The organism is Rudaea sp. 3F27F6, assembly GCF_005503555.1.
Taxonomy (GTDB): domain Bacteria; phylum Pseudomonadota; class Gammaproteobacteria; order Xanthomonadales; family Rhodanobacteraceae; genus Rudaea.
The window spans coordinates 632,659-659,428 of record NZ_SCNG01000002.1; the positions used below are offsets into that span (position 1 = coordinate 632,659).

The following is a 26,770-nucleotide window of genomic DNA, read 5'->3' on the forward strand; positions in this document are numbered from 1 at the left end:
ATCGACATTCGGGCTCGATAAATCGAGCTGCTACGGCCCGTGCTTAGCGCGAACGACGCGGATGACGCATCGTCAATTCGATCGCGCCGCCCATTCCGCCGCGCCGTGCCCGGCGATCTTTCCGCTGGCGAAGCAGGCCGTAAGCAGATAGCCACCGGTCGGCGCTTCCCAATCGATCATCTCGCCCGCGCAGAACGTGCCGGGCAGCGCCTCGAGCATCAGGCTCGCGTTCAACGCGGCGAAGCGCACACCGCCAGCCGTGCTGATCGCTTCGTCGAGCGGCCGCGCGCGGAGCAGATGCAGCGGCAGTGCTTTGATCACGCGGGCGAGGCGCTCGGGATTCTGCATCTCGTCCTTGGTGAGTAGTTCGTAGAGCAATCCGGCCTTGACTCCGTCGATGCCCGCGTGGCGGCGCAGATGCTCGCTGAGCGTGCGCTTGCCGCGCGGCTGCGCAAGATCGCGCGCAAGCCGGCCGATCTCGCGGTTCGGCGCGAGATCGAGATGGATTGTCGCGCCACCGCGCGCGGCAATCTCGTCGCGCAACTCGGCGCTCAGGGCATAGATCAAACTGCCTTCGACGCCGGTCGCGGTCACGACGAATTCGCCCTGGCGGCGCACAGTTTCCCCGTTGGCGAGGCGCCGTTCGATCACGACCGGCTTGATCGGCTGGCCGGCGTATTTGCCGGCAAAGATTTCGCTCCAGCCCTCGCGGCCGTCGCGCACGACGTCGAAGCCGCAGTTGGCCGGCTGCAGCGGCGCGAGATCGATCGCGCGCGCTTCGAGCAGCGGCACCCACGAACCGTCCGAGCCGAGCACCGGCCAACTGCCGCCGCCGAGGGCGAGCACGACCGCGTCGGCCTCGACGGCGAGTTCTTCGTCTTCATTGGCGAAGCGCAGCGCGCCGTCGTCGTGCCAGCCGAGCCAGCGTTGGTGTACGTGAAAACCGACACCGCTCGCGCGCAGGCGCCGCACCCAGCCGCGCAGCAGCGGCGCGGCCTTGAGATCGTTCGGAAACACGCGGCCCGACGTGCCGACAAACGTCTCGACGCCGAGTCCGCGCGCCCATGCGCGCAGAGCCTCGGCATCGAATTTTTCCAGCCACGCGCGCAGCTCGCCGGTGCGCTCGCGATAGCGCGCAACGAATTCATCGAACGGATCGGAATGGGTCAGATTGAGGCCGCCCTTGCCCGCGATCAGGAACTTGCGCCCGACCGAACCCATGCGCTCGTAAACATCGACGGCCGCGCCGGCAGCGCGCGCCGTCTCCGCGGCCATCAGGCCGGCCGGTCCGCCGCCGATGATCGCGACCCTGCGCCGGCCACTTCCCTGCTCGGGCGCGGACTTGGCCGCCGTTCCTTCGTCACTTTCCCGCATCGTTCGATCCGCACCGCCTCAAGCCGCCCGGCCGGGCGGCGGCGTAATCTACCATCGCAAGCCGGCCGAATGGCGCGGCGTGGCCTCAAAAGCGGAAACCGCGCGTGGCAAACCAGACCCAGAACACGGCGATCGCGAGATGCGCGAGCTTGCGCGTGGCGCGCCAGACGAGGAATCCGCCGAACACGGCCGCGATCACGATCAGCCATTTGTTCAAGTCCATGCCGCCGGCACCAGACGCGGCGTTCTGCCGGCCTGCCGACGCATCCGCATAGGCCGCCTGGACCGCCTCGAAACCGCCCGCAAAGCCGTCGCGCTTCACCCCGTCCTGGACGCGGCGCACCGTATCGGTCAGGGTCGTCATTGCCATGCTCATGCTCGTCTCCGTGATCGCGCGAAGCCATCGCGCCGTGGACACAGCATCGGCGATCGCGGCGCCGCCCGGCAGTCGCGCACGTCAGTAGCGTGCAATGACAATCGTCATCCTGCGCGGACGCAGCGTTCCATCGGTGAGATTGAATCGATGCGACGGCGGACGCATGCTATCGGTTCCTTCCCCCTTTCGAGCAAACACCATGATCATTGCCCTGTTCGGTGCCGGCGGCCACGTCGGCCACGGCATCCTCGACGAAGCGCTGGCACGCGGCCACGAAGTCGTCGCCATCGTGCGCGATCCGGCGCGCGCGAAAATCGACAACCCCAAAGTCAAAGTCGTTGCCGGCGACGTCGGCAACCCGGCGACTTACGCCACGGCGCTGCACGGCGTCGACGCGGCAATTGCGAGCGTTTCCGGCCGCCGCGACGCCGACGCGGGTCTGATCCCGAAATACGCCGCGACCCTGCTCGACGCGCTGCCCGCCGCGGGCGTCAAGCGTTTCGTCTGGGTCGGCGGCGCCGGCAGCCTCGAAACCGCACCGGGCGTCACCGTCGCCTCGTCGCCGCAGTTCCCGAAGGAATGGCTGCCCGAAGCGACCGCGCAGGCCGAAGCACTTGCCGTCTTCCGCGCCTCCAAAGCGAACATCGACTGGACTTATGTTAGTCCGGCCGCCCTGCTCGTCGACGGCGAGCGCAGCGGCCAGTACCGTATCGGCGGCGATCAGCTGCTGGTCGATGCGAGCGGCAACAGCCGGATCACCATTCCCGACTATGCGATCGCCATCCTCGATCGCGTCGAGAAGAACGACAAGTCGCATCAGCGCATCACGGTGGCGTACTAAAAGTGAGCTTCACGCGCATGCCCGCGCTCTTCGTCGGCCACGGCTCGCCGATGAACGCGATCGAGGACAACGCCTTTACGCGCGGCTGGCGGGAGCTGGCCGCGCGTTTGCCGAAACCCAAGGCGATCCTGTGCGTCTCGGCGCATTGGGAGACGCGCGGCACGGGCGTCTGCAACGCGGCGCAGCCACAGACGATCCACGATTTCTACGGCTTTCCGCAGGCGCTGTTCGACGTGCGCTATCCGGCGCCGGGCGATCCGGCACTCGCGCAACGCATCGCCGCCCTGGTGAAAAGTGTAAAAGTACAGCCGACGCCGGAATGGGGCCTCGACCACGGCGCGTGGAGCGTGCTCCAGGTGATGTATCCCGACGCCGACGTGCCGACCCTGCAATTGAGCATCGACACGTCGCAGCCCGGCGCGTTCCATGCGGCGCTCGGCCGAGAACTTGCCGCACTGCGCGACGATGGCGTGCTGATTCTCGGCAGCGGCAACATCGTGCACAACCTGCGCACACTGAATTTTCGCGATCCTAAGCCTACCGACTGGGCCGTGCGCTTCGATGAAACGGTGCGCGCACGCATCGCCGCCGGGCGCATCGACGATCTCTGCGACTGGCGCTCGCTCGACCGCGAGGCCGCGCTTGCCGTGCCGACGCCCGAACACTATCTGCCGCTGCTCTACGTACTCGGCGCGCGCCGTAACGACGATGCGGTTTCGTTCCACAACGTCGGCTACTTCAGCACGATCTCGATGACCTCGGTGCTGGTCGGTTGACGCCTGCTTCAACACAACGACGCTTGACTCTGGACTGCAGTCCAGAGTCCATACTGCGCGGCCCGCGTCTTCTCGATTCGTTGAGTCCGCCCGTCCGGAACGGTAAGCTCGTCACATGGTTTTCTCCCTGAGCACCTTGCGCCACCGCCTGCTTATGCACCGCCTGTTTGCGGTGCTGTGGCTGCTGCTCGGTGCGAGTGCGCTGCTGCCTCAATCGGCAGCAACGAAACCGGCGGCGGCGCACTCTGGGCATCACGCACATGTCGCGCACGCAGCCGCACATGCGCACTGCCATATGCAGCCCGCCTCCGCGTGTAACGAGGACCATGCAGGCGCCGCGTCGTGCTGTTCGGACGGCGGTTCGTGCACCTGCTCGGCGACCTGCAGCCTGCCGATCGCACTGACCTTCCAGCGCCTCTGGATCGGCTATTCCGCGCCCGAAACGTTTGCGTCAATGGGATCTCCGCCCGTACCGACACGCGGCCACGGTCCGCCATTGCGGCCGCCGGCCGCCTGATTCTCGCTCGCCGTTCCACGCAACCGCGCCGTTGGCGCGCGGTGCACGCACACGGTCGCAAGACTTTGCGCGACCTGTATTTATCCGAGAGAGAACCATGACATCCATCTTCATCCCGCCGCGCCCGGATTTGGCGCGGCGACGTTTCGTCCAGGGCCTTGCGCTCGGCGCGGCCGGCGCCGGACTCGGTTGGCCGCGCGCGTCGTTGCGCGCAGAGACGCCCGCCTCCGCCCAGCCCGGCATATTGACCGGCACCGACTTCGCCCTCGACATCGCCGAAACCCAGGTCAACTTCACCGGCCGCACGCGCCCAGCGACCACGGTTAACGGCGGCGTGCCCGCGCCGATCCTGCGCTGGCGCGAAGGCACGACGGTGACGCTGCGCGTGACCAACCGCATGCGCACCTCGACCTCGATCCACTGGCACGGCATCATCCTGCCGGCCGATATGGACGGCGTGCCCGGCATCAGCTTCGCCGGCATCGATGCGGGCACCACATTCACCTACCGGTTTCCGGTGCGCCAGAGCGGCACGTACTGGTACCACGCGCATACGCGCTTCCAGGAACAGACCGGGCTGTACGGCGCGATCGTCATCGACCCGGCCGGCAACGACCGCGTGCACAGCGACCGCGAACACGTGGTCCTGCTCAGCGACTGGACCGACGACGATCCCGAGCGCATCTACGCCCGCCTCAAGAAGCAGAGCAACTACTACAACTTCGCCCAGCCGACGGTCGGCGATTTCCTGCGCGACGCGCGCCGCAGCGGCCTCGGCAACGCTCTGGCCGAGCGCAAAATGTGGAACGAGATGCGCATGAACCCGACCGACCTCGCCGACGTCTCGGGCCATACCTACACCTACCTGATGAACGGCACGGCGCCGGCCGGCAACTGGACCGGCCTGTTCCGCCGCGGCGAGCGCGTGCGCCTGCGTTTCGTCAACGGCTCGTCGTCGACGATCTTCGACGTGCGCATTCCGGGACTGAAAATGACCGTCGTCGCAGCCGACGGCCAATACGTCGAACCGGTGACGATCGACGAATTCCGCATCGCCGCCGCCGAAACCTACGACGTCATCGTGGAACCGCAGGACGACCGCGCCTACACGCTGTTCGCACAGTCGATCGACCGCTCGGGCTTTGCCCGCGGCACGCTCGCGCCGCAGGCGGGGATGCAGGCCGAAGTGCCCGCGCTCGATCCGCGCCCCTGGCTCAGCATGGGCGACATGATGGGCGCGATGAGCATGGGCGGCGGCCACGACATGGGTGGCATGGATCACGCCGCAATGGGGCACGCGTCGATGCAGCACGACGGTATGGCGGGCATGCAGCACGACATGTCCGCGGCCAAATCCGCCGCGCCAGCGCCGCGCGTGCATCATGCGCGCACCGAGTACGGGCCAACCGTCGACATGCGCGTCGACACGCCGCGCACCAATCTCGACGATCCCGGCATCGGCCTGCGCGGCAACGGGCGTCGCGTACTGACCTACGCCGACCTGCACACACCCGGCGGCGCGATCGACGCGCGCGCGCCGGGCCGCGAGATCGAACTGCATCTAACCGGCAATATGGAGCGCTTCATCTGGTCGTTCGACGGCCTGAAATTTTCCGACGCGGCGCCGGTGCATTTCCGCTACGGCGAACGCGTGCGCATCGTTCTCGTCAACGACACGATGATGACCCATCCGATCCATCTGCACGGCATGTGGAGCGACCTGGAAAATCCCGACGGCGAATTCCAGGTGCGCAAGCACACGATCATCGTACAGCCGGCGCAGCGCATCACCTACTCGGTGACTGCCGACGCGCTCGGCCGCTGGGCCTACCACTGTCACCTGCTCTATCACATGGAAGCGGGCATGTTCCGCGAAGTGGTGGTGTCATGAGTCCGACGCTCAGCAAACTGATGCTCGCGATCGCGTCGGCATTGCCGGCACTCGCGATTGCGCAAAGCAACGATACGACGCCGGCGCAGCAAGAAATACCGCCGATGGATCATGCCTCACATGCCGGCCACGATGCGAAAGCGGCAGCGGATAAAACATCGCACGCCGATCATGCGGCGATGGCGGGCATGGACCATTCGCAGCATGCAGCGAATGCCGAGCCGGCCTCGCAGAACGCGGCGGCGCCCGCGATGAATCATTCCGAGCACACGGCGCCGGCGAAAGCAGCAGCGGAAACGCACGACCATGCGGCGATGTCGGGTATGGACCATTCGCAACATTCAGCGAATGCCCAACCATCCGCGCAGAATGCGGCGGCGCCCGCGATGGATCATTCCCAACACGCGGCGCCGGCGAAAGCGTCTGCGGAAATGTCCGACCACGCCGCGATGCCGGGCATGGACCACGGCTCGATGGCACCGATGCAAGGCGGCAACGCACCGCCGGGCGCACGCAGCCCGGACTACTCCGACGGCATCGGCTACGGCCCGATGACCGGCATGGACATGGCCGACAATGCGCCGCACGCGATGCTGCTGATCGACCAACTCGAAGCGTTCCACGGCAATGCGGCGAACGGCCAGTCCTGGGAGGTCGAGGGTTGGTACGGCAACGACGTCAACAAACTGTGGCTGCGCAGCGAAGGCGAACGCAGCGGCGGCCGGCTCGAAGAAGGAAATCTCGAAGCGTTCTGGAACCGCAACGTGGCGACGTTCTGGAGCACCCAGCTCGGCATGCGCCGCGACTTCGGCGAAGGACCGGCGCGCACCTGGGCCGCATTCGGCATGCAAGGACTTGCGCCTTATTGGTTCGAGCTCGAGGCGACGGCCTATCTCGGTCAATCGGGCCACAGCGCCCTGCGTCTGCGTGCCGAATACGAACTGCTGTTCACCCAGCGGCTAATCCTGCAGCCCGAAGTCGAAGTGAATTTCTATGGCAAGAAAGATCCCGAACTCGGCATCGGCAGCGGACTGTCGGACGCCCAGTTCGGTTTGCGCTTGCGCTACGAAATCCGCCGCGAGTTCGCGCCTTACGTCGGCGTGCAGTGGACCAAGCGCTTCGGCGACAGCGCCGAATTCGCCCGGGCCGACGGTCACTCCGCTTTCGACAGGCAGATCGTCGCCGGCTTTCGTATCTGGTATTGAGGCTTCCACCATGAGCACGGTCGGAGTCTTCGCCCTGATAGCGTTGACCGATCGATCCACATTGGTGACTTGAATCGTACACGCGGACGACGACGCGTCGTCCGCGTGTACTGCTGTAAAAACTTGGCCGCCGGCTCAGTTGCGTCGAATGCTAGGATGGCGCGATGAACTACCGCCACGCCTTCCATGCCGGCAACTTTGCCGACGTCTTCAAACACGCCATCCTTATCGGCCTGTTCGATGCGCTCAAGCTCAAGCCGGCACCGTTCTGCTACGTCGATACGCATGCCGGTGCCGGACGTTACGACCTGCGCGACGAAGAAGCGCGCAAGACCGGCGAGTTCGTCGACGGCGTGCAGCGCCTGCTCGTCGCGTCGAATCTGCCGTCGAGCCTGCGTCCCTACTTCGACCTGCTGCGCTCCGCGAATGCCGCGGACGAAAACGGCCATCTGAACGTCTATCCCGGCTCGCCGCTGATCGCGGGACTGGTGCTGCGCGCAACCGACCGCATTGCGCTTTGCGAAGTCCAACAGGCCGAAACGACTGCGCTCAAAACCCTGTTCGCCGCCGACAAACGCGTCGGCGTGCACGAACGCGACGGCTATGCGGCGCTGTCCGGACTTGTCCCACCGAAAGAGCGTCGCGGCCTGGTCCTGATCGATCCGCCGTTCGAGGCACAGGAAGCCGAATTTCGCCTGATCGAAACCGCGCTTGCAAATGCCTATGCGCACTGGCCGACCGGCATCTACGCGATCTGGTATCCGATCAAACTGCGGCGACAGCTATTGCCGTTCTACCGCTGGTTCGCAAAACGCGGCATCAAGAAGACGCTGGCCGCCGAACTGATGATCGACGCCGACGACTCGCCGCTGCGCCTCAACGGCTGCGGCATGGTCATCGTCAATGCGCCGTGGCAGTTCGACGCGTGGCTAGCACAGCTTCTGCCCGATCTCGTGCGCCTGCTCGCGCGCAGTTCGCGTGCGAACCATCGTCTCGAATGGCTGACTCGCGAGTAGTCGAACCCGCATCGCCTCGCCACGACATCGCACGCATCGAATCGGGGAATTCCTACGCCGCCGCGCGGCCAGCGTACATTTCGGACACCGGCTTCGCCGCCTATCTTGACCGCACTCCAATGGAGGAACGGTCATGCGCAATCTTCCCGTATCGAATCAGTTCGGCCTTACCCTTATCGAACTGATTTTCACCCTCGCCATCCTCGCCGTGCTGACTTCGATAAGCGCGCCGGCGCTCGGCAACCTGCTCCACGGCGCGCATTCACGCACCGCGCGCAGCTCGCTACTGGGCTCGCTCGGCCTCGCACGCATGACCGCGGTCAGCGTGCGCCGCGAAGTCATCGTCTGCCCGAGCGAAAACCATGCGACCTGCTCCGACCGCGCCTCGTGGCAAGGCGGCTGGATCGTGTTCGAGGACGCCAACCAGAACGGCCGCCGCGACGAGGACGAACCGCTGCTCGAAGTCATCGGCGAACAAACGGGCGTCGCCATCGCGACGAGCGCAGGCCGCAAGTTCGTACGCTACCGCCCCGACGGCAGCGCGAGCGGCACCGACCTGACCTACACCGTCTGCGACCGCCGCGGAGTCCAAGAAGCCAAAACCATCGTGGTCAGCAACCCCGGCCGCGTGCGCGAAATCCAGCCCGACCCCACGCGCGCCGCCCAGGCCTGCGCCGGCCTGAGCAGGTAGCTTTCCCGTTTTGCTCCGTAGCTATTGACTGAACCAAACGAGTCGAAGAGAATATGCGGCTCGCTTATGCGATTCCCCGATAGCTCAGTCGGTAGAGCAAGTGACTGTTAATCACTGGGTCGGCGGTTCGAGTCCGTCTCGGGGAGCCAATTGAATGTTTCAGGACGTCCAACAAAGTCCAACGAAACCCCTAAACCCCGCCTTCTAGCGGGGTTTTTTGTTTCATACCGTCCGAAGCCGTCCAATTGCATCCCACCAATCGCGGGGGTACATTTGGGGGTGTACCCCCGAATTTTCCTTTCCATCGGGACATGTACCCCCAATGCGAGGATGCGGACATGGCAGGCGACAAAGGCAAGCTGACTGCAGTCGCGTTGAAGTCTCCAAGCATTGGGAAACATTTCGATAGCGGTGGCCTTTTTCTGCACGTAACAGAGCAAGGCGGGAAATACTGGCGACTGAAATATCGATTCGCCGGAAAGGAAAAGTTGCTCGCACTCGGAGTGTTCCCAGAGGTTTCGCTTGCCGAAGCACGCCAGCGCCGCGAGGTTGCGCGCACACTCTTACGGGATGGCATAGATCCGAACGCCGAACGCAAAGCAACTGTACTAGCCGCTCGCGACGCTGCCACAAATACTTTCGAGGCCATCGCGCGCGAATGGCTACAGAAGCAGTCCAGCAAGCTCGCAAAGACGACGCACGCGAAGGCAGTTGCGATGTTCGAGACCTGGGCTTTCCCTTGGATAGGATCCCGGCCCGTCGCTGAGATAACCCCGCGTGTGCTGCTGGAATCGGTTCTACGTCGTGTCGAAGCCGCGGGCAAGCTCGAAACGGTACATCGGCTGAAGCAGCGCTGCGGCCAAGTCTTCCGCTACGCCATCGCCACGGGCCGAGCTGAACGCGACCCAACACCCGATCTCCGCGGAGCTCTGGAAACGCACAAGCCGCGCAATCACTCGGCCATCACCGATCCTACAAAGATTGGGGAGTTGCTGCGAGCAATGGACGGATATCAGGGCAACTTGGTGACACGTTGCGCTTTGCGCCTCACACCGCTGCTATTCGTTCGCCCAGGAGAGCTACGGCGCGCTGAGTGGACCGAATTCGACCTTGAAGGCGCACATCCGCAATGGAGCATCCCTGCGGTCAAGATGAAGATGGACGCGCCGCACATCGTGCCACTCTCCACGCAAGCTGTAGCGATCCTGCGCGAGTTGCATCCATTGACTGGCCGCGGTCGGTATGTGTTTCCGGGCCTGCATAGTCGCGCGCGGCCGATGAGCGAGAATACAGTGAACCTAGCTCTTCGCCGCCTTGGCTATAGCGGCAGCGATATGGTGGCGCATGGTTTCAGAAGCATGGCGTCTACGTTGCTGAACGAACAAGTTTGGCCGGCTGACGTGATCGAGCGCCAGCTCGCGCACGCTGAGCGCAATGAGGTCCGCGCCGCTTACAACCGGGCGAAGCATCTGCCTGAGCGCCGAAAGATGATGCAAGCGTGGGCGGACTATCTCGACGGCCTGTGCGCTGGCGCAGACGTGGTGCTGATCAGGAAGAAAGCTGGCTGATCGCTGCGGCCTACGCTAAGGAATTTGGACACGGCCACCGTTCTAGGCACTCCTACATCACCCGCATTTTCGTTGCTCCAGTATGCAGGTAATCCCTGATCGGCATGCTGTGTGCGAAAAATCACTGTTTGCTTTGAGTGAATATGCAAGGATTTAAGAACAGGGCGACGAGTCGCGTGCGAGGCGGCGGTCGTGATTCAGGGGGAAGCATGAATACTCGAAATCCGCAGTCGCGGCGATCGACCGCGTTCCTATTTGGCGTGCCGATGCTTTGTCCCATCGAGTATCGAGCTTCGCCGCCCAGAGAAGCACAGTACATCATCCACAAATCCTGACCGTCGTCAGTGTCCGTGGAAGATTCCTTTGATGCACACGCCGCGCTTGAGGCGATAGGTTCGCTCGGGTATCTGCAGCCAAGTGCTCTTTCTTCCATCCTAGCGCTGCTGCAAGATGCAGTGATCGAGCACCCGAAGAAGGTTTGTGCTCGCTATCGCGGGACTGGCGCGCAACTTTCGCACGCTGAAAAGCGAGTTGCCGGTGTGCGAGCCAATGCTCTGCTCAGCCGCCAAGCTTTCGGCGAGCTGACTGAGCGTGGCAAGACAATCCCCCTTCAAGCACACGAGCTCACCCTGTTGCGAGCCGAATTCACTCTGTGCAGAAAAAGCCTCATTTCACGAGCGAAGGATCCAGAATTCGGCCCTGATACGAGATTCACCCACGTTCAGTTCAGTGCCCGCTGCCAGGGGTGTGCTCGCCTTAAGAGTTTCGGCCGCGTTCCTGCTGAATATGTTCAGATCATGCCGCCAATTGATTGCGAAACAGAAACCTGCGATCTGATGATCGACTTGCACATGGATTGGCTTGTGCGGGCATAGGCGCAAACGCATGGTAAGTGCAGACCGGGTTTGCTCGTGTAGATCCTCGCCTCGTCGAATCGCCGCCGACGCCGCACGTAAATCCTGCTTGCGCTGCGCTTCCTCGGGCGTCTTGGTGGTGTCGCCCCAGCCTTTGTCGCCACCTTGGGAATCGCATTCTGATATTCGGTTGTTGACATCTTCCAGCGCGCGCCGCCTCGTTCGAGCGCATCGAGGATCGCTGTGGTGCACCATCGGCGATAGGCTCACCGTAGTTCAACTGTAGAGGACGCCGCTATGCAATTCATCCCTACGGAGAAAGTCCATTGGCGCATCGAGTGCGACGAGCCCGAGCATGAGGCAGCCAAGAAATGGGAGCAATTCGCCCAATTGATGTTGGCTGAGCATGCTGCCTTTCACGAGCATTTCGCCGTTGTGGCAAATTCCTACGTTATGGGGAGCATTTCGCCGTATCGCGTCGAGATCATCCAGGGGCTCGCAGACAACGTGGCGAGCCGCGTCGGATGCAAGGCAGTGCGCGTGCCCGCGAGCGGGGGTTTTCCGAACGGGCGAATGCGATCTCAGATGCTTGAAGAGGGAGGATACGGCCGCCCCTCTTGGCCTAGGACCGCGGTGTTGAATTCAACGGTCTTCGAAAGATCCAGTCGTTCGGAAGTTTGAACAACCGACGCTCGTCAATTTTTGCGCTCAACAGAAGTTCCTTCCAGGTTTCAACTGGCAGTTTCGTGCTAACCAATAGGTCAGCAAATTCCTTACCAGCGCGTTCCATCACGACAAGTGCATTGATAAATCCGCCCCACATCGCTCCTTCTTCGACGGAGGTCGACTTCCCTGAGGAAGATCTATAGACCGACATTCCCTCAATGAAAAAAAGGAGCAACCGCTCCGGCGCCTTGGGGTGTGTTCTGACCTTGTCACTCGGACCTATGTATTCGAGAACCACAAAAAGGACTGCAAATAGCATTCCCAGATCCCAGAATATTTCCTCAAGATCATTCGTTCTATAGAAGTCCTGGTAGGTATTTTGGCTTAATTGCCGATGGAGCGAATCAAAGTATAGAAAGGCCGCGAACATATCGGCGTCGGCTTCCATCGCTTGTGTGAGAGCGACATCTCGACCCTGTTGAACTTCCCCCTCAACCCACATGGCGGTGCTAGACGATAGGTGCCCACAGAAAAAATGCCCCACTTCGTGGTGAAAAATCCAGTCACACCATCGATAAATTATCCACCGTGAGAAATCGTGACCGCCCAAATTTGCAGCGAGGCGTAACTTCGAGCGGAAAGGCTCGTGCGTATTCATCCATTGCGCAGCGTCTTCCAGCGTTATGAGCAACCCCAAGGTGAATCCGATCTCTGCCTGTAGGCCCTCGCGACGAATGTACGCTTTGGTTTCGTTTTCGCTCCAGTTGAATCTGAAATCCACCCAAGGTTTCGGTCCGTCCCATTTGGCCCATTCCTCCAGGTCTCGTGAAAATTTCGTAACTCGGACCTCAAGATAGTCGCGCAATGCAGTCCAGAAGGATGGTTGTCGCGGTTCGAGTTCAATCATGAAGACACCACCTACGAAATCAACAATTTGTTGGCCAGAATGTATTGATGGGTACGGCTCACACCATCCACGCCTTTAAATGAGACCTTCAGGTCGGCGGGATCTGGTTGAGGCATCCAGAGTACGCCTTTGTGGATCTGCCGCGGTCGACCGCCGTTTCATGAACGCGCGAAATCGCATGATCTTTGTATTGTTCTCTTCCGTCTGCCACCACAAATTGCGGTAGAAGGAAAGGTAAACGAATGCGACGCAGAGCAATGACGTTGACAGGAAAATCGAGCCGACTACAGAAGACATACTGAAGTCAGGCCAGCCGAGGATGCATCCCCACACATGCGCAGGGAAGAAGACGCCTGCCGCAACTAACCAGGACTTGACCAGTCCCCAAATCATCACTGTCCACGCGGTTCCAACGAATACCGAATCTTCAGCACATCCAAACCATAGACCGCTAAAAAGCCAACTCAGCCACTGAGGAACCACTACGACCACGAAGAGCCCAACGAAGAACTCCGCATCGCCAGGTAAGTCGAGGGTAAAATTCAGCGCCCACTTCAGCCACGATCCGGACTGCCCCTGAAAATTTCCAGCCGCGTCTATCGATCCATAAAATTTCGCTCCTAGAGCTAGGATGCTTGTGCAGACGACGGCCAACCAGAACAAATACCAAATCGTCCGAACATCTCCGCCGTACTGAACCGCGAGCTTCGTTCCGACGAAATGGATAGCAACAATTTCAAGGATCAGAAGGCACGTAAGAAGTGCCCACAGGATAGCTGGGTTCACAGGTCGCTGGTCCTCAGGTATATGTACAGAAATTCCGAGCGGCCTCGCAGGCAGATGACATTACCTGCACCTGGCAATCTCTTCGTCCGTCATCACAGACTTGAATTCGCACGTCGGCTTGTCCGACTTCGCCAAGCCTATCGATGCAGACGAGCTGCCCTGATCGCCTTCATGTGAGCCGAGGCTGTCGCAGAAATTGCTCGCTGAGTTTCCGCTCGAAAGCGTCGAGCTACCAACGTCAGATCCAGCGCCTGGACCCGATCTGTAGTAGTCGTGAACATACGTGCCGTTGGCACGCGTGTAGCCACTGACGTGCACGCTACCCCCGCTGCTGTGGCTCCCTCCGCGTGCGGATGCAGCCATTGGTAGCAAAAGCAACAACGCCAGGGCGCCGGCCATAAGTGGTTTCATGCTTTCCCCCTGCTATTGGCAGAACCATAGCTTGCCCGAAGCTCTCTCTCCAATGATGTCCGACGCTTCGGATTCCTTTGTAGGAATTTTCCTACGCAGCAAATCAGACTTCTGCCATGCCGGTGTAACGAAGGTCTTCGTATATTTAGTCGGCCTCGCGGGCCAATATTTGAAACTCCGGATCTGCGTGATTGTAGAATCAGAGATTGACTGCGAGGCTCAAGTCAACTTCTCCGCTAGTTCTTCCGTCTCAAAATCGAAGTCGAACTCAACCTATATCCATGGATTCAAGGAGTAGTGCATGTACGATTCAAAGATGACCAAGAAGAAAACGCTGTCTGCTGTCGCGGCTAGTTTTTCCCTATACGCGGGCATCCTCTGCACGAGCATGGGTGTTACCCCTATGGCGTTTGCGTGGAGCGTGAGCCCAGGTGGATCAACGGCCTTTTCTGCGCCCGTCACCCTGAGCATCAACGGTACCGTTTACTCAACCACTGGTGTCAACTGCACATTGACGATGCTTGGCTCATTTGCTCCCGCCACCGGAGCCCTGACGATCTCCTCGGCCACACTCGATTCCAATTGTAAGTATTCGAATGGTTCCTCGACGTACGCGTAAAGGTCGACACAACTCAGTTTCCGATCACCAATATGCCTCTGGAATGGGACGGAAACTCGAACACACTTACGCTGAACTTCGACCTGAAGTACGCCTTCTATCAGCGCATCGGCTTCGGTCCGGCTCCTGCTCCGATTACCTGTACGTACTACTCCAATCTTGTTTGGAACAATACAAGCAACATCAGCAGCTCGCCGCCGTCGAATCAGGCCACTCCGGCAGGCTACGGTGTCGCCTATGACGCCCTGGGGAACCATTACGACTGCTCTTTGAGTGGGATTTTCACCATCAGTCCCTCTCAACAGATCAACTACTGACGAACATCTCTCAACAAGAGAGCCCCGCTCGACCCGCAGCTTCTCCACAGAACTGTGGGTCGAATTGTTTCGGAACCACGTTCGTAAAGCGAATCATCACAATGACTTGCGGTATGCTGAGTCCTTCGCGGCGGCAATAGCTCCGTTCAAGCGTTGGGCCACATCGTGAATATCGTACATGTCATCGACGGCTACGTGCATGCCGGTCGAATCGGTGTCTTAGTTGAGCTCTCATGTGAGAGTGACTACGCCACTCGAACAGACGAATTTAAGAGCCTCGCGCGCAATATCGTCATGCACATTGCTGCGTCGTCGCCCGCGTCCGTTCCCTCGCTCCTCGAGCAGTCCTACGTCAAAGACCCAGCCGTAACGGTGGATCAATTGGTTGCGAGCGTCAGTTCCACGCTGCGTGAGCGCATTTGCATTGTTCGCTTTGTCCGCTGGGACACATCGGGTGGGCAGCTTGTGCTGCCCGAGCCGGAACCACCGAGCGATCAAGTTATTGCCGCTCGCAAGCAACTGCGTGCTAAGAGCTAGCTATTCGCCCAAGCAGATCACTGCGACGGCTTGCTGTATGCTGACACTCCTCGCGGCAGCGGCCGCTAGCTCAAGCGTTAACGCTATGAGGCATCTCGCACTATTGCTCTTGCTCTTAGTCAATTCCGCTTTTGCGGGCGGACCTGTTGCGCCACCTGGTTGGGATGGGTCGTTTGATCCGAACCTATCCAACGGAGCTGCGTGTTGTCTCCCTGCCGATCTCAACGGTACAAAATTGATTGGCGGCGCCTTCCTGCTCCTGTCTTCGGACAAAAAAGAGTTTGGACTCTTTGCTCTCACCTACACCCCACCGCTAAAGGAACATTGGCAATTGCTGGAGAGGCATCCTGCATCTGCACTTCCTGCGTATCAGTTCTCGGTAAACCCACCCGGGCAATTTCCTCACGGCGCGATTAAGTCTTGTACGACTTCGGACAAGTGCATCTATTGGTTTACGCCCTCACCCAGCTTGCCACTGGGGCGCACAAACAATTAATTCAAGTCAAGCCCACTTCGCGGGCCGGCGTAACTATTCGCTCAAGCATGCAGCCATAGAGAGATTGCGGTAGCATGCTAAACATCGCGGCAGCGGCCGCTTAGCTCAAGCGTTGAGGCGCAAACCCATGGGGCCTGAGATCATCTATCCGATCGCGATAGCGCTAGGGTTGTTTCTCTTTGGTTTGCTAGCCTTTCGTTCCCTTTCAGCGCACACTCGGCCGTACGCATTGCCTACCTTGCTGGTCGCAATAGTCTTCGCGTTAATTCTCAATGCTGAGGGCCACAAACCTGGCTACTATTGGAGTTACCTGATCGTTTGGTTTTGCCTTGGTGCCGTTGTTTTTGGTGTGCACGCCCACGCTATCCGTTGGCTGGTGGCTCAGCGCAGCGATGGCAACGCGCCCTAACTATTCGTGATACTTCTAGCGGCAACCTACCGCCCCGCGCGGCACGTCAACTCAAGCGTTAGGCATTGTTGGAGAGGTTGATGCTGGAGACTTTTTTTACGTCGTTTCTCGCCGCACTTTTAGGTGGCAGCATCGCTGCAACAGCGGCTCACCTATTCGGTATAAACCTCTCAGGACAACGCTCATTAGCATCTGAGGCAATTCTGCTCGTCTCCCTGTCGGGAGCTTTGGCGGTCGGCCAAATGGTTTCGCAGGAATTCCCGCTGTGGCCACGCTCCTGCGTCATTGGCATAGCTGCGGGTCTCGGGTATGCGATTGGAAAAATAATTCTTCGCCGCCGGGCCAATAGCTAACTATTCGAGTTGGTGCCGTAAAGCGTAGGAATTCCCCTGCGCAGCGACGCTGCAAACGCCCATAACATCGACCTCACCCGCGTCGCACTATGCTTGCACCGGAAGCAGCGCCGCGCGAGCGGACGGCATGGACGCTTAGCTTTGCCGGTGCACTGCGGTATGCTGACAGCCCTCGCGGCTGCGGCCACTTACCTCAAGCGTTAGGCGGCAATGCGATGTCAGCCCGAACTCAAAAACTGATCGACGCGCTTGTCCTGATTCTAGGTATTGCGTCCATCGTTTGTGGCGGCGTATTTGCTTGGTTGGTATGGCTGACCATACTTCCAGGTGCGTACACAATCGCTGCTATTGGCCTATGGGGCCTCAGCTACCTGCTTTTGTGCAGATGGTTAGGCTGGCGCAACCCGTTCGCTTCTTAAATCTGCCGTTGACACCTCACTATTGTGACAGTCTGAGCTAGACTGCGATGCGTCGCGGCGGTGGCCGCTTAGCTCAGACGTTAGCCGTCAAACTCATGAGCCTCAGCGCACAGATCATCGCAATTGCTCCGTTCTCGAGACACATTGCCGCAGCCTTGGAATGTCCCGACGGGTACGAGGGGGTAAACGATGGTGCGTCGATTATTACCAACATCTTCATCGCCGAGGGCGACACGGCGTTGAGTCGCCGTTTGGCAGAAGCATTCGACGTGGGGCCATGGGAGCTGGGCAAGCATCAACTCATCGCAAGCAATGCTAATCTTCAGTTACTTCGAGAGCTATTCGGCGCAAAGAACGTTGAGCAGTTCTTGCTGCTCGCATCCAACGGCTTTAGCTTCTACTACCTTCCCAACGGCTAACTATTCGTTCAAGCGGACCGCTGCGGGGCGGTTGCGGTAGCATGTTGTGCACAGCGGCCGCCGCCGCTTAACTCAAGCGTTATACCTCATGAGATTGCTCGCACTCATTGTCATGAGCTTCCTTGCATCGGATGCACTTGCAGCGCAAGGAGCGTCTATGATTTTCGCTTCTGAACTTGCAATTGGTGGCATTCACCTCGGCGATAGCAAGAAATCCGTTGTTGAGAAATATGGCGAGCCGAGCGGCGCCGACGATCCAACGAAGATAAAGATGCCGAGCGCAACATACGCCGGGTTGACGATCGTATTCAACGAGGGCGGCAACACGGCTGGCGCTCTCGTAAGCACCTCACCAAAGTATTGCACTCCGTCCAACGTCTGCCCAGGCATGCCTTTTTCAAAGGCCAAGGCGGCGTACAGCAAAATTCATATCCAAAATCGCCTTAGCGACGAAAGGTTTAGCGCCTACTTTGGCTCCAGCCAGGCTTGTCGCCTAACGTTCGAGGTGGACCATGATCTCATCAAATCTCTTGGCGCAAGCTGTCTTCCTTGGTGAGGTATAACTATTCGCTCAAGCGGCCAAAAGGAAGTTTGTTTTGGCGGTGCGCCAATCGCTAGCCTCTTGAGAAAGGGTTAGACGGGAATCGGGATTTCGTCCACCAGGATTTTCGAGGAATCGAATTGACCGGCATCGGAACCGAAGAAGTCTGGACTAAGCCAGTGAGGAAGCCTTGATCTGAGCCACTCAGAAGGTTCCACAACGTTCAGCAAGCCGCCTCCAGGCGGCTTTTCTTTCTGAACCGCATTGGTGCGCAGTGATCTGCGCCGGGTGATGACAGTTTTCGCCTTGTTCTGTCGTACCCTGTATTGGGTACATGGCGGGGTATTCCGCACTCGACCCGCAGGCTACTCCTGACGCTGCGGGTTTCTTTTCTGCTCGCTACTGTGCTTCGCTTCGCCGGTGCACTCAAACGTATTGCGATATGCTGGGTTCTTCGCGGCGGCGGTCGCTTTGCTCAGGCGTAGGAGGGCTGTTACCGAAGATGTCCTCACCGGATCTCGACTTCTCTGTTCTTCCCGCAGTGCAGTCGATGTCGATCTTCAGAGGTTTCGACCGCGACATCGAAAGGGCGATGATTGCGGCCAACCTCTTCGATGAGACGCTCGATCGTGCTCGCGGGTCAGTGATGCTTCTGCACAACGCACCTACGGGCGACGAGACATGGCGAGCCGAGGCGTATATTCGCGGCGGTCTGGCCGAATTCGGCGCGATGGGCGATGCTCTATCGCGCGATCTTCACATAGCGAGCCGAATCGAGCGACCCCACGCGCCACTATTATCTAAGAATCCGCTCATTCACCTTCTATGCGCCATGCGCAACGTTGAAATTCATACGGCTCCCTCAAAGGCCCTTTCGAGCAAGGCCAACGTGACCCTGCGACACCCTGACGGCAGCGATAGCGACTCCGAGCTGCCCATCGTCTTGATCAAGGATCTCAGGGTGGCGCGATTGCTAGCCAAGCGTGAAGTCCGTCGACGCTACAAGCGCGAGCACTTCGAGATGATAGTCGAGTGGTTCAACGAGAAGCAGAAAGTATTCGGCGCGCCATATCTCATGGGCCGTGGAGTGGAAATCTACTGCTCCGAGATTCTTTTGACTCACGCACCGCTTCCGACGTGAGCAAGTGGCCGCCACCCTGGCCGATCAATCGGAAGCGAGAGTATCTGCATTGGGCAACACGCGCAGCCGATGGCTTGCGCGGGACGAATGCCGAACTTGAAAAAACCCTGCGTAACGAGATCGCGCGAGGGTTGGAAGCGCTCACCGCTGCGGCGTAGCTTTCTGCTTGTACAATCTGCCCCGTGGATCCTGTACTTGTTGGGGAAAAGATTGCCAGAAGCCCGCTCCCGACGCTGCGTGATCTTTCCGACAATTCTTGTGCGAAATTTCCTACGGACAGAAGAAATCCAGACCGGGAAGAACCCCAGCAATGGCGCTGCCTCGGGGGTATATTTGGGGGTATATGGATTTCCAAAAATCAACAATACCGCCCTCTAACGCGCTTTTCAGCACATTGTTCGAGTCCGTCTCGGGAGCCATATAACGAAAGGCCCGCAGAAGTTTTGCGGGCCTTTTCTTTGTTCCGCAATCGCGGTTTCGTTCCGCAATTCGCTCATGAGCCGAGTGTCGCAAACGCTGCGACCTACCCCGCTACGCTGCTGGCATGCGCGGCGACAAGACAGCCATCGAACAACTCAAAATCGCCCGCAGTGGCACCTGCAGAACATGGAGCGCATGGCTTGATGGTTGGAACACGATCATCGAAATAGCGTCGCAGTCTGTGCGATGTTGAGGGCATAGCCTTTGCTCAACCCATCGGAGCAATCGCCATGCCCTACGTCTACAAGCCTCGCGGTAAGCGCAACACGAGCAGCCAGCCACACCCAGTCGCGTTGGTGTCAGCCTATCGGTACAAATCGATGATGCGCGCGCTCGTAGCTCAGACGCGGGCCAAACGTGAGATCAAGGCTACCGACGGAATCGAGCAGTCGAGCGTACGCGCATCCATCGCGTAGGATATTTCTCCGCTCTTCTTGCAAGGCCGGAGTTCCTCTAAAAAATATTTCGGACGTTGTTCAAACGCAGCAACGCAGGTATTCCACGCCCGAAAATCGTCTCGACACCATTTCCGAAATCGTTTGAAACTAACGCGATTTCCGCGCGAAGAATTGCGCGAAAATCGTCATGTTCTCCCAAAAAAATCAAGCGTAGGATCGCGCCGCGCAGGGACGCTATAGCGGCTACTCTCTTTGCGCTCCCACGGAGAAGTAGGGTACTCGCAAGACTCGATGATCACCTTGATCAAACATTCGGAGGGCAACAGGTATGAAAATGCGAAAGAAATTTTCTATTGCATCCGTGAGTGTGGTGTTAGCCAACTCTCTCGTATGCAGCCACGCTGCCGCAAGCGGACACTACGAAATTTGGAACAACTCAACTTCTTCTTGGTCCACCGGTCCGGCTCCAGGACTTTCAACCAAGTTTTCGGGGCAGGTCTACTTCTCTTATGCGGGGGGTTCACTGCCCTGCAATATCACAATGACGTGGCTAGTTCTTAATGGAGGGGCCTCGATTACAGACGTTTCTGTTACAGGCAACGCCTCGTGCGACCAAGTTTCAACTTCATCTCTTCCCTGGAGTTTGGTATCCCCACTGGTTAGTAGCGGAACATCAGCAACGGCTACAATTTTTTCCGTTTACTTTTCGGTTCCATGGCTTGCCCCCGGCATGACATGCGATGGGTATGTATCGGGAAATCTAACCTGGAACAATAGCCCCGTACCTGGACCGCCCAGCACCTACGGCTTTACCGAAACTTTCTTGTCAGGCTGCCAATTTGCAGTCAACCCAAATCCGCTATCCACCATGTCTTATCCAAAGATTCGCGCTGTCGATCCTTGAAAGAGTGGTGGGAACAGTCCTAAATTCGGCAAGCGGCCGCTAGCACTGAGGCGACCCGCGGCCCGGCTCAATGGAGTCCGGGCCGCACTCAATGGCCTTTTGTAAGTCACGACAGCAACTAAGGCGTGGCGCAGGTGGTATAGAAGTAATAGGTATTCGTGCGGTTCGCCGTAACGTAGAACGTCCACTGATTAGTTTGCGGACCGCCGCTAGGATTGCCTGGCTGTGAGATCAAGACAACAAGTGATGGAACAAGTACCGAGCCGACCGTTTCGGTAGTCAATCCGTAGTAACCGCCCCCGAGGGCTGCGGTACCGGATGGGCAAGAGACGATAACTGTTTGCGGGGAAGCCCCGGCTTGGAGTTGCACGCTGGTTGTGGCGCCCGAATAGCTGGCCCCCATTGCTGATATCGGAATTGCAGCAGCAATTGCGAAACACGTTGCCAAAAATGAAAGAGCAGATTTCATATCATTCTCCGTCAATGGTTAAATTGCTCGAAACGAAGCCGATCCGCGCTCAGCTCACGCATAATTCGTAAACTGAATAGGATGGCGAGGCATGCTCGTATGCCTCGTTGATCAATATCACCATGCGGCGGAGAAACCGCTCATCGCGCGGACTGACCTGCGGTATGCTGGCGTTCCTCGCGGCAGCGGCCGCTTAGCTCAAGCGTTGGGCATCTATGGGCTCAGGTTCGCAAGGTCGTCTCATATTTCGAATTCTGGCAGGTGCACTGGCACTCCTTATGGGTTGCTTCGGTGCTGTGCTTCTAATCGCCGCCGCGTTAGCGACTTTCGATCCATGGTATGGCTGGATTCTTGTAGCTTTTGGGCCGTTGTTCTTCGCCTGGGTGTTCGGCGCATACGCTCTTGGCTTTCGGGGCCCCTACAATTGGGGCGCTGCTAGCGGGCGGCGGTAGGTAGCCAACTATTCGCCCACGCGCACGGCAGGGACGCTTAGCTTCGCCGGTGCACTCAAACGTATTGCGGTATGCTGACAGCCCTCGCGGTAGCAGCCGCTTAGCTCAAGCATTAAGCATCAGATGGGGCCATTTAGCAGCGGCTGGACCGAAAAGGACGTCGAAGCCGTCTTGGATCGCGGCGATCCGAATGAGTTGCTATATGTACCGATTGTCGTAGGAATGAATGCTGCCGACTGTGAGCAGGCTTGGGCCGAAGAGATTTGCTTTCGGCTGGTCGATCATCCGCATTTCAACGTCCGGGGTAACGCTATTCTTGGTTTGGGGCACATCGCGCGCACCTGTCGCCAACTCGACCTGAGCCGTGCGTTGCCTGTAATAAGTCAGGCCCTGTCCGACTCACACAAGTACGTGCGGGGCCACGCTGGTAGCGCAGCTTGCGATCTGCATATGTATCTCGGTGTAGCCGTGCCGGGCTACGACTTGGCTCACACCGATGCCTTAGTGTCGATCGCCAAGGAATTGCTGGCGCAACGAGCAACTGGTGCCTAACTATTCGCTTAAGCGGACCGCCGATGTCGGTCTGAGCTAAGATCGTGGCGCCCGCGGCGGTGGCCGCTTAGCTCAAGCGTTAGGCGTCAGGGCTCACGCATTCAGTACGCCATGTCTCAATTTCGTCGAGAACTGCTTATCGTGTTCGGCATGTTCGCCGCGATGCTGTGCTTATCTGCTCGCCAGCTCCGCAACGAGGTCTTGCTGTCTCAACACACTCAGCAAGTTCAAGCTATCGTCGTTTCCAAGCAATCCCACGCTTGGATCGGATATACCTACTTGGTCAATGGCATCACTCACGAGGGAGCCACGCCTGCGGCGGCCACAGGCAAACCTATCGACAAGGTCCAACTTGGCGACACCTTCATCATCGCATATGACCCGAACCACCCGGACGTATCAGGCACCGCGAAGACTCGGGAGGTTATCGCTTCAACTATCCCGTTCTTGGTGTTTGGCCTTGTCGTTGCGGTCGGTATTGTTTTTGCGCGCAATTTCGCCCGCTTGCGGTCTGCCGCCTAACTATTCGCTCAAGCGGACCGCTGCGACAGCTTGCGGTATCCTCACACTCCCGGCGGTACCAGTTCCTTAGCTCAAGCGTTGGGCGTTACTTATGGGCAAGACATCTGCTATCGCGAATATTCTTATTGGGCTCTCGCCGATCATCCTCGCTCTGCCCATCCCCGCATTCTTATCATTCCGTTCGGGTCTCAGCTTAGTGCTCGCCACTTTCGTCATGGTTTTCGGCTTCATCGCTTTTGCCGTTGCTAAGCTCGCGCGATTCAGGTCCGGCCGCTGGTTCTCGTTCGGCTATCGTGGCATGCCGAAATGGGGGCGCTACTCATACATTGGCGGCCTGGTTGCGGTCGCGTTCGGTGCAGTCGGTTCTCTCACCACAGTATGGCTGCGGTAACGCCCAACTATTCGCTCAAGCATGCCGCCATAGAGAGATTGCGGTAGCATGCTAAACATCGCGGCAGCGGCCGCTTAGCTCAAGCGTTAGGCACCCAATGGAGAATCCGTCGTGAATCGTTTTGAGCGTGCTGCGCAGATATGGCCGTTGCTCGCGCTTTCCGCGCGCAACCGACAGGTTCTTACCTACGACCTGGTCGGAGACTTGATCGGTGTGCCCCGACAGGGCCTGGGGCAGCTCCTAGAGCCAATCCAGTCGTACTGCATCCTTGGCTCGCTTCCCGCTCTGAGCAGTCTGGTAGTTGGAGCGTCCTCGGGCTCGCCCGGCGAAGGATTCATTGCTTCATCAGACGTCCCTCAAGAGCAAGCGCGAGTATTCGCCCGAGCTTGGCCCGCATCGCCAACGCCCGCACAGTTTGAAGAGGCCGCGATTCGCCTACCAAGCAATGGGGCCTCTCTTTCGCAGCTGCTAAGTGTGGCGCGCGGCGTGAGCGCCTAACTATCCGCTCAAGCGGACTGCCGCTGCCGGTCTGCGCTGGACTGCAACGCATCGCTGCGGCAACCGCTTACTCAAGCGTTAGGCTTCAGATGATGATGGTTCGCCTCTTGCCAGTCTTGCTGTTTCTATGGTGTTTGATTGGCTGTGCCGGCAAGCTCTCGCGCACGGAAGAATCTCCCAGATGCGACATCGCTGCGTACACGGCGAAATTCGGCGAGACTAAGAGGACATGCATCGCACGACTCGTCGCCAAACGATGTGACAAGATTGACGAGTGTCAATTCGCATGTCAGATAAGCGGCAAATGGGACAATGTCGGCGGCGGTTGCGATCACATGTGCAACTACGAGCGCGAGTTCGAGCTGCCGCCGGGCACAGAGATATGTGATTCACTCTCGAAATTAAGCATAACTACTCGGTCAAGTGACCGGCAAGGACGCCTAGCTTTGCCGGTGCGCTCTCCGCGCTGTTTGCTGTGTAAAATGGCAACCGTGACGACGATTACTGCTGCCGCCTTGAAATTCGCTTCTCAAAAGCACGCCGGTCAGACTCGGAAAGATGCTGCGGCGACTCCGTACATCACCCACCCTATCGCCGTGCGAGATCTACTTGTGGAGCACGGCGTTACCGATTCCGACGTTCTCTGCGCCGCGCTGCTGCACGATACGGTCGAGGACACCCAAACGACGGCCGCGGAACTGAGCACTCTATTCGGCAGTCGCGTGGCAGAACTCGTGCTCGCCGTGACCGACGACAAGAGCCTCCCCAAAGCGGAACGTAAGCGGCTGCAGGTCGAACATGCACCCCAGCTTCCCGCCGGCGCGAAGCTGGTCAAGCTCGCGGACAAGATTTGCAACGTACGGGACGTGATCGACAACCCGCCGCCGTGGCCAACAGAGCGGAAGCGCGAGTACCTGCAATTGGCAGCACGCGTGGCTGGTGGCTTGCGCGGGACGAACGCCAGACTCGAACAGACCCTGCGTGACGAGATCGTGCGCGGCCTATCGACCCTCACTGCTTCGACGTAGGCAGATACGTCTACAAATGGCGCGGCGGCTTCATAGCCGCCTACAGGGTCATGCCGATCGGCCGCCCCCCCCATTTCGGCAACGAAGGTTCGCCCAATGGCCATCACGCGGCCCGGCTCGATGGAGTTCGGGCCGCAGTTTTGGTGGCTCCGTTACTTGGATTGTCGTGCGCGTGGCCGCGATGACCTGCGGTATCCTGACACTCCCAGCGGAAGCGGCCGATCAGCTCAGGCGTTGGGCGTCATAGAACCTATACAGGAAAAATTGAATGTCACGAACACGCCAAGTTCTGCTAGCAGCCGGTTTAGTGCCTCTTCCATGGTTTCTGTTCTGGACAATCATCGGCGCCTTATTCGCACCTGGCTACAATTCCATCTCGCAACATGCTAGCAAGCTATTGCAATTTTCCGGAGTACCGAATGCTTGCGTCAGAATCGCAGCCATCGGGGCTGGCGTAGCATTTATAGGTTTTGCTGCCGGGCTGTGGCTAGCAACTGGTCGTCTATTCGCTCTCGGCGCTATCTGCTGGTTAGTTTTTGGGCTATCCATGGTAACCAACGGGATTTGGCCCTTGGGCCATCCGATGCATGGCTTTTACTCGATCGGAATAACCAATCTCATTGCTCCGGCTATGTCGCACATCGAATCAAAAACTTGGCCAAACTACCGTAGGGCATATGTCATTACTGCGCTCATCAGTTTCGCCGGAATCGTTTACCTATGGCTAAATCTTGTCGGCGCAGACCCGGATGGTTTTCGGGGCCTCACCCAACGAGTGTTCTCTTCCATCAATTCGCTTTGGCCTTTCTTAGTTACGTTATTTTTACTTCGTAGCAGCACAACTCAATTCCAAGGTCAGCCCACAAGGTGATGCCCAACTATCCGCCAATGCGGATCGCTGTGACGGGTTGCGATATCCTGGCTCCCAAGGCATCGGGAATGGTTGGCTTCCGCGTTCGACCGCGCAGCGGGACAGGTGGACTATGAATTCCCCATGGCTGACGTTCAGTGTTGCTCTGACTGTCGCGCTCGCTATTTACTACTTTCTCGGCCGGCTCAATTTGAGCAGTTGGGTGCACGGATTGCTCGGCGCCAGTCTCTTCATCGCATCATTCTTCGCCATTGGCTATCTTCACCCTTGGCATGCGGTATCTCCGTGGCCAGGTTCCATCAATGCGTTTCTGGTGGGTTTGGCGGCCGGTGAGATATCTCGCGCCGTTCGTGGCAGTTCTAAGAATGAGGCCACGTAGTCATACGGTCTAGCAGGCAACAAGGATGCTTAGCTTTGCCGGTGCGCTAATCGCGCTATTTGCTGTGTAGAACGGCAGCCGGACCAAGATCACTGCTGCCGCCTTGAAATTCGCTTCCCAAAGGTACGCCGGCCAGACCCGGAAGGATGCTGCGGCGACTCCGTACATCACCTATCCTACCGCTATAAATCGACGATGCGTGTGCTCGTAGCTCAATCTCGGGCTCAGCGCGAGGTCAAGGCTACTGATGGCGCCGGCGAAATGCGAGCGATGCCCGCACCGTTCGCTACTTGATCAGAAGATCCTGCTCTTTCTTGCCGCCTTTGAGGGCCGCATTGAACCAACGCGGACGCTTCCCACGTCCACTCCAAGTCTGCGAGTGATCCGCTGGATTGCGATACTTCGGCGTAGCCGGCTTTCTGCTGCCCTTTCCTTTTCGAGCGCCACCGAACACGTCCTCCAGCGTCAGCCCCTCCACCTTGAGCAGCGCATGAATTTTCTCGCGCACCTTTACAACGCTCTCTTTCGCTACCTCCACTTTGCGCTGCTCGGCCTTCGCTATCAGTTCGGCGAGCTGTTTGTGATTCAGGGTTTTGAGATCAATTGCCATAAGTTCCTCGTTGTCATCAAAAAGATGAACCGAGAACTATACCGCAAAAGTACTTTGACCTTCATCCCGCGACTAACTCGCACTTA

Annotated in this window: 28 protein-coding genes and 1 tRNA gene; 23 read left to right on the forward strand and 6 right to left on the reverse strand. The window is 58.9% G+C overall.

Annotated elements, in window-relative coordinates:
• Positions 1–72: 72 nt before the first annotated feature.
• Complete coding sequence (locus FFS30_RS10550) at positions 73–1,374, reverse strand: TIGR03862 family flavoprotein (RefSeq protein ID WP_137913089.1); 1,302 nt, start codon at positions 1,372–1,374, stop codon at positions 73–75.
• An 85-nt stretch (positions 1,375–1,459) separates the two neighbouring features.
• Positions 1,460–1,750 carry a hypothetical protein gene (locus FFS30_RS10555; protein WP_137913090.1) on the reverse strand — a complete coding sequence of 97 codons (291 nt, stop codon included), beginning with the start codon at positions 1,748–1,750 and terminating at the stop codon, positions 1,460–1,462.
• Between the two features lie 199 nt (positions 1,751–1,949).
• On the opposite strand from FFS30_RS10555, the gene FFS30_RS10560 reads away from it, so the two are divergent.
• The 10 genes from FFS30_RS10560 to FFS30_RS10605 all read left to right on the forward strand — a co-directional run bounded on the left by FFS30_RS10560 (position 1,950) and on the right by FFS30_RS10605 (position 11,130).
• Positions 1,950–2,591: an NAD(P)-dependent oxidoreductase gene (locus FFS30_RS10560; RefSeq protein ID WP_137913091.1), complete on the forward strand. Its 642-nt coding sequence runs from the start codon at positions 1,950–1,952 to the stop codon at positions 2,589–2,591.
• Between the two features lie 2 nt (positions 2,592–2,593).
• Entirely contained in the window at positions 2,594–3,367 is a 774-nt protein-coding gene (gene ygiD / locus FFS30_RS10565; RefSeq protein ID WP_137913092.1) for a 4,5-DOPA dioxygenase extradiol, read from the forward strand.
• Between the two features lie 115 nt (positions 3,368–3,482).
• On the forward strand, positions 3,483–3,884 hold the full coding sequence (locus tag FFS30_RS10570; protein WP_137913093.1) for a hypothetical protein: 402 nt from the start codon (positions 3,483–3,485) through the stop codon (positions 3,882–3,884).
• 97 nt (positions 3,885–3,981) lie between these two features.
• Positions 3,982–5,775 (forward strand): copper resistance system multicopper oxidase, encoded by a 1,794-nt coding sequence (locus FFS30_RS10575; protein WP_137913094.1) that lies wholly within the window; start codon positions 3,982–3,984, stop codon positions 5,773–5,775.
• Positions 5,772–6,980 (forward strand): copper resistance protein B, encoded by a 1,209-nt coding sequence (locus tag FFS30_RS10580; RefSeq protein ID WP_249352379.1) that lies wholly within the window; start codon positions 5,772–5,774, stop codon positions 6,978–6,980. Before FFS30_RS10575 ends, FFS30_RS10580 begins: the two co-directional genes overlap by 4 nt.
• 164 nt (positions 6,981–7,144) lie before the next feature.
• Positions 7,145–7,996, forward strand: coding sequence for a 23S rRNA (adenine(2030)-N(6))-methyltransferase RlmJ (gene rlmJ / locus FFS30_RS10585; protein ID WP_137913095.1), 852 nt, complete (start codon positions 7,145–7,147; stop codon positions 7,994–7,996).
• A gap of 133 nt (positions 7,997–8,129) precedes the next feature.
• Entirely contained in the window at positions 8,130–8,687 is a 558-nt protein-coding gene (locus tag FFS30_RS10590) for a GspH/FimT family pseudopilin (RefSeq protein WP_137913557.1), read from the forward strand.
• Between the two features lie 73 nt (positions 8,688–8,760).
• Positions 8,761–8,836: transfer RNA gene (locus FFS30_RS10595), tRNA-Asn, on the forward strand.
• A 189-nt stretch (positions 8,837–9,025) separates the two neighbouring features.
• Positions 9,026–10,255, forward strand: a complete 1,230-nt coding sequence (locus FFS30_RS10600) for an integrase arm-type DNA-binding domain-containing protein (RefSeq protein WP_137913096.1) — start codon at positions 9,026–9,028, stop codon at positions 10,253–10,255.
• Between the two features lie 350 nt (positions 10,256–10,605).
• Positions 10,606–11,130, forward strand: coding sequence for a hypothetical protein (locus FFS30_RS10605; RefSeq protein ID WP_137913097.1), 525 nt, complete (start codon positions 10,606–10,608; stop codon positions 11,128–11,130).
• 601 nt (positions 11,131–11,731) lie between these two features.
• On the opposite strand, the gene FFS30_RS10610 is transcribed toward FFS30_RS10605, so the two are convergent.
• Together FFS30_RS10610 and FFS30_RS10615 are read right to left on the reverse strand one after the other, a co-directional pair.
• The gene (locus FFS30_RS10610) at positions 11,732–12,682 is read right to left on the reverse strand and encodes a hypothetical protein (RefSeq protein WP_137913098.1); all 951 of its coding nucleotides are present in this window, start codon (positions 12,680–12,682) and stop codon (positions 11,732–11,734) included.
• A gap of 75 nt (positions 12,683–12,757) precedes the next feature.
• Positions 12,758–13,468, reverse strand: coding sequence for a hypothetical protein (locus FFS30_RS10615; RefSeq protein ID WP_137913099.1), 711 nt, complete (start codon positions 13,466–13,468; stop codon positions 12,758–12,760).
• Between the two features lie 1,062 nt (positions 13,469–14,530).
• Between FFS30_RS10615 and FFS30_RS10620 the strand changes: the two genes are divergently transcribed.
• The 7 genes from FFS30_RS10620 to FFS30_RS23825 all read left to right on the forward strand — a co-directional run bounded on the left by FFS30_RS10620 (position 14,531) and on the right by FFS30_RS23825 (position 20,026).
• On the forward strand, positions 14,531–14,815 hold the full coding sequence (locus FFS30_RS10620) for a hypothetical protein (protein WP_137913100.1): 285 nt from the start codon (positions 14,531–14,533) through the stop codon (positions 14,813–14,815).
• Between the two features lie 165 nt (positions 14,816–14,980).
• Positions 14,981–15,352, forward strand: a complete 372-nt coding sequence (locus FFS30_RS10625; RefSeq protein WP_171014559.1) for a hypothetical protein — start codon at positions 14,981–14,983, stop codon at positions 15,350–15,352.
• A gap of 623 nt (positions 15,353–15,975) precedes the next feature.
• Positions 15,976–16,257 carry a hypothetical protein gene (locus FFS30_RS24090; protein WP_137913102.1) on the forward strand — a complete coding sequence of 94 codons (282 nt, stop codon included), beginning with the start codon at positions 15,976–15,978 and terminating at the stop codon, positions 16,255–16,257.
• 867 nt (positions 16,258–17,124) lie between these two features.
• Positions 17,125–17,448, forward strand: a complete 324-nt coding sequence (locus FFS30_RS10635) for a hypothetical protein (RefSeq protein WP_137913103.1) — start codon at positions 17,125–17,127, stop codon at positions 17,446–17,448.
• Between the two features lie 157 nt (positions 17,449–17,605).
• Complete coding sequence (locus tag FFS30_RS10640; RefSeq protein ID WP_171014560.1) at positions 17,606–18,004, forward strand: hypothetical protein; 399 nt, start codon at positions 17,606–17,608, stop codon at positions 18,002–18,004.
• 487 nt (positions 18,005–18,491) lie between these two features.
• The gene (locus FFS30_RS10645) at positions 18,492–19,130 is read left to right on the forward strand and encodes a hypothetical protein (RefSeq protein WP_137913105.1); all 639 of its coding nucleotides are present in this window, start codon (positions 18,492–18,494) and stop codon (positions 19,128–19,130) included.
• A gap of 710 nt (positions 19,131–19,840) precedes the next feature.
• Positions 19,841–20,026 (forward strand): hypothetical protein, encoded by a 186-nt coding sequence (locus FFS30_RS23825; protein WP_171014561.1) that lies wholly within the window; start codon positions 19,841–19,843, stop codon positions 20,024–20,026.
• Between the two features lie 1,004 nt (positions 20,027–21,030).
• On the opposite strand, the gene FFS30_RS10650 is transcribed toward FFS30_RS23825, so the two are convergent.
• On the reverse strand, positions 21,031–21,381 hold the full coding sequence (locus tag FFS30_RS10650) for a hypothetical protein (protein WP_137913106.1): 351 nt from the start codon (positions 21,379–21,381) through the stop codon (positions 21,031–21,033).
• 575 nt (positions 21,382–21,956) lie between these two features.
• Here FFS30_RS10650 and FFS30_RS10655 point away from each other — a divergent pair.
• From FFS30_RS10655 to FFS30_RS10680, 6 genes are all read left to right on the forward strand, one after another.
• Entirely contained in the window at positions 21,957–22,385 is a 429-nt protein-coding gene (locus tag FFS30_RS10655; RefSeq protein WP_137913107.1) for a HEAT repeat domain-containing protein, read from the forward strand.
• Between the two features lie 111 nt (positions 22,386–22,496).
• A complete protein-coding gene (locus FFS30_RS10660) occupies positions 22,497–22,907 on the forward strand; it encodes a DUF3592 domain-containing protein (protein WP_137913108.1) in 411 nt (136 codons plus the stop codon).
• A gap of 91 nt (positions 22,908–22,998) precedes the next feature.
• Positions 22,999–23,298 (forward strand): hypothetical protein, encoded by a 300-nt coding sequence (locus FFS30_RS10665; protein ID WP_137913109.1) that lies wholly within the window; start codon positions 22,999–23,001, stop codon positions 23,296–23,298.
• A 989-nt stretch (positions 23,299–24,287) separates the two neighbouring features.
• Positions 24,288–24,824, forward strand: a complete 537-nt coding sequence (locus FFS30_RS10670; RefSeq protein WP_212742453.1) for an HD domain-containing protein — start codon at positions 24,288–24,290, stop codon at positions 24,822–24,824.
• Positions 24,825–25,092: 268 nt separating this feature from the next.
• Positions 25,093–25,695 carry a DUF998 domain-containing protein gene (locus FFS30_RS10675; RefSeq protein ID WP_137913111.1) on the forward strand — a complete coding sequence of 201 codons (603 nt, stop codon included), beginning with the start codon at positions 25,093–25,095 and terminating at the stop codon, positions 25,693–25,695.
• A gap of 112 nt (positions 25,696–25,807) precedes the next feature.
• A complete protein-coding gene (locus tag FFS30_RS10680; RefSeq protein ID WP_137913112.1) occupies positions 25,808–26,074 on the forward strand; it encodes a hypothetical protein in 267 nt (88 codons plus the stop codon).
• Positions 26,075–26,360: 286 nt separating this feature from the next.
• Here the strand turns inward: FFS30_RS10680 and FFS30_RS10685 are convergent, their stop codons facing one another.
• Positions 26,361–26,684: an H-NS histone family protein gene (locus FFS30_RS10685; protein ID WP_137913113.1), complete on the reverse strand. Its 324-nt coding sequence runs from the start codon at positions 26,682–26,684 to the stop codon at positions 26,361–26,363.
• Positions 26,685–26,770 lie beyond the last annotated feature (86 nt).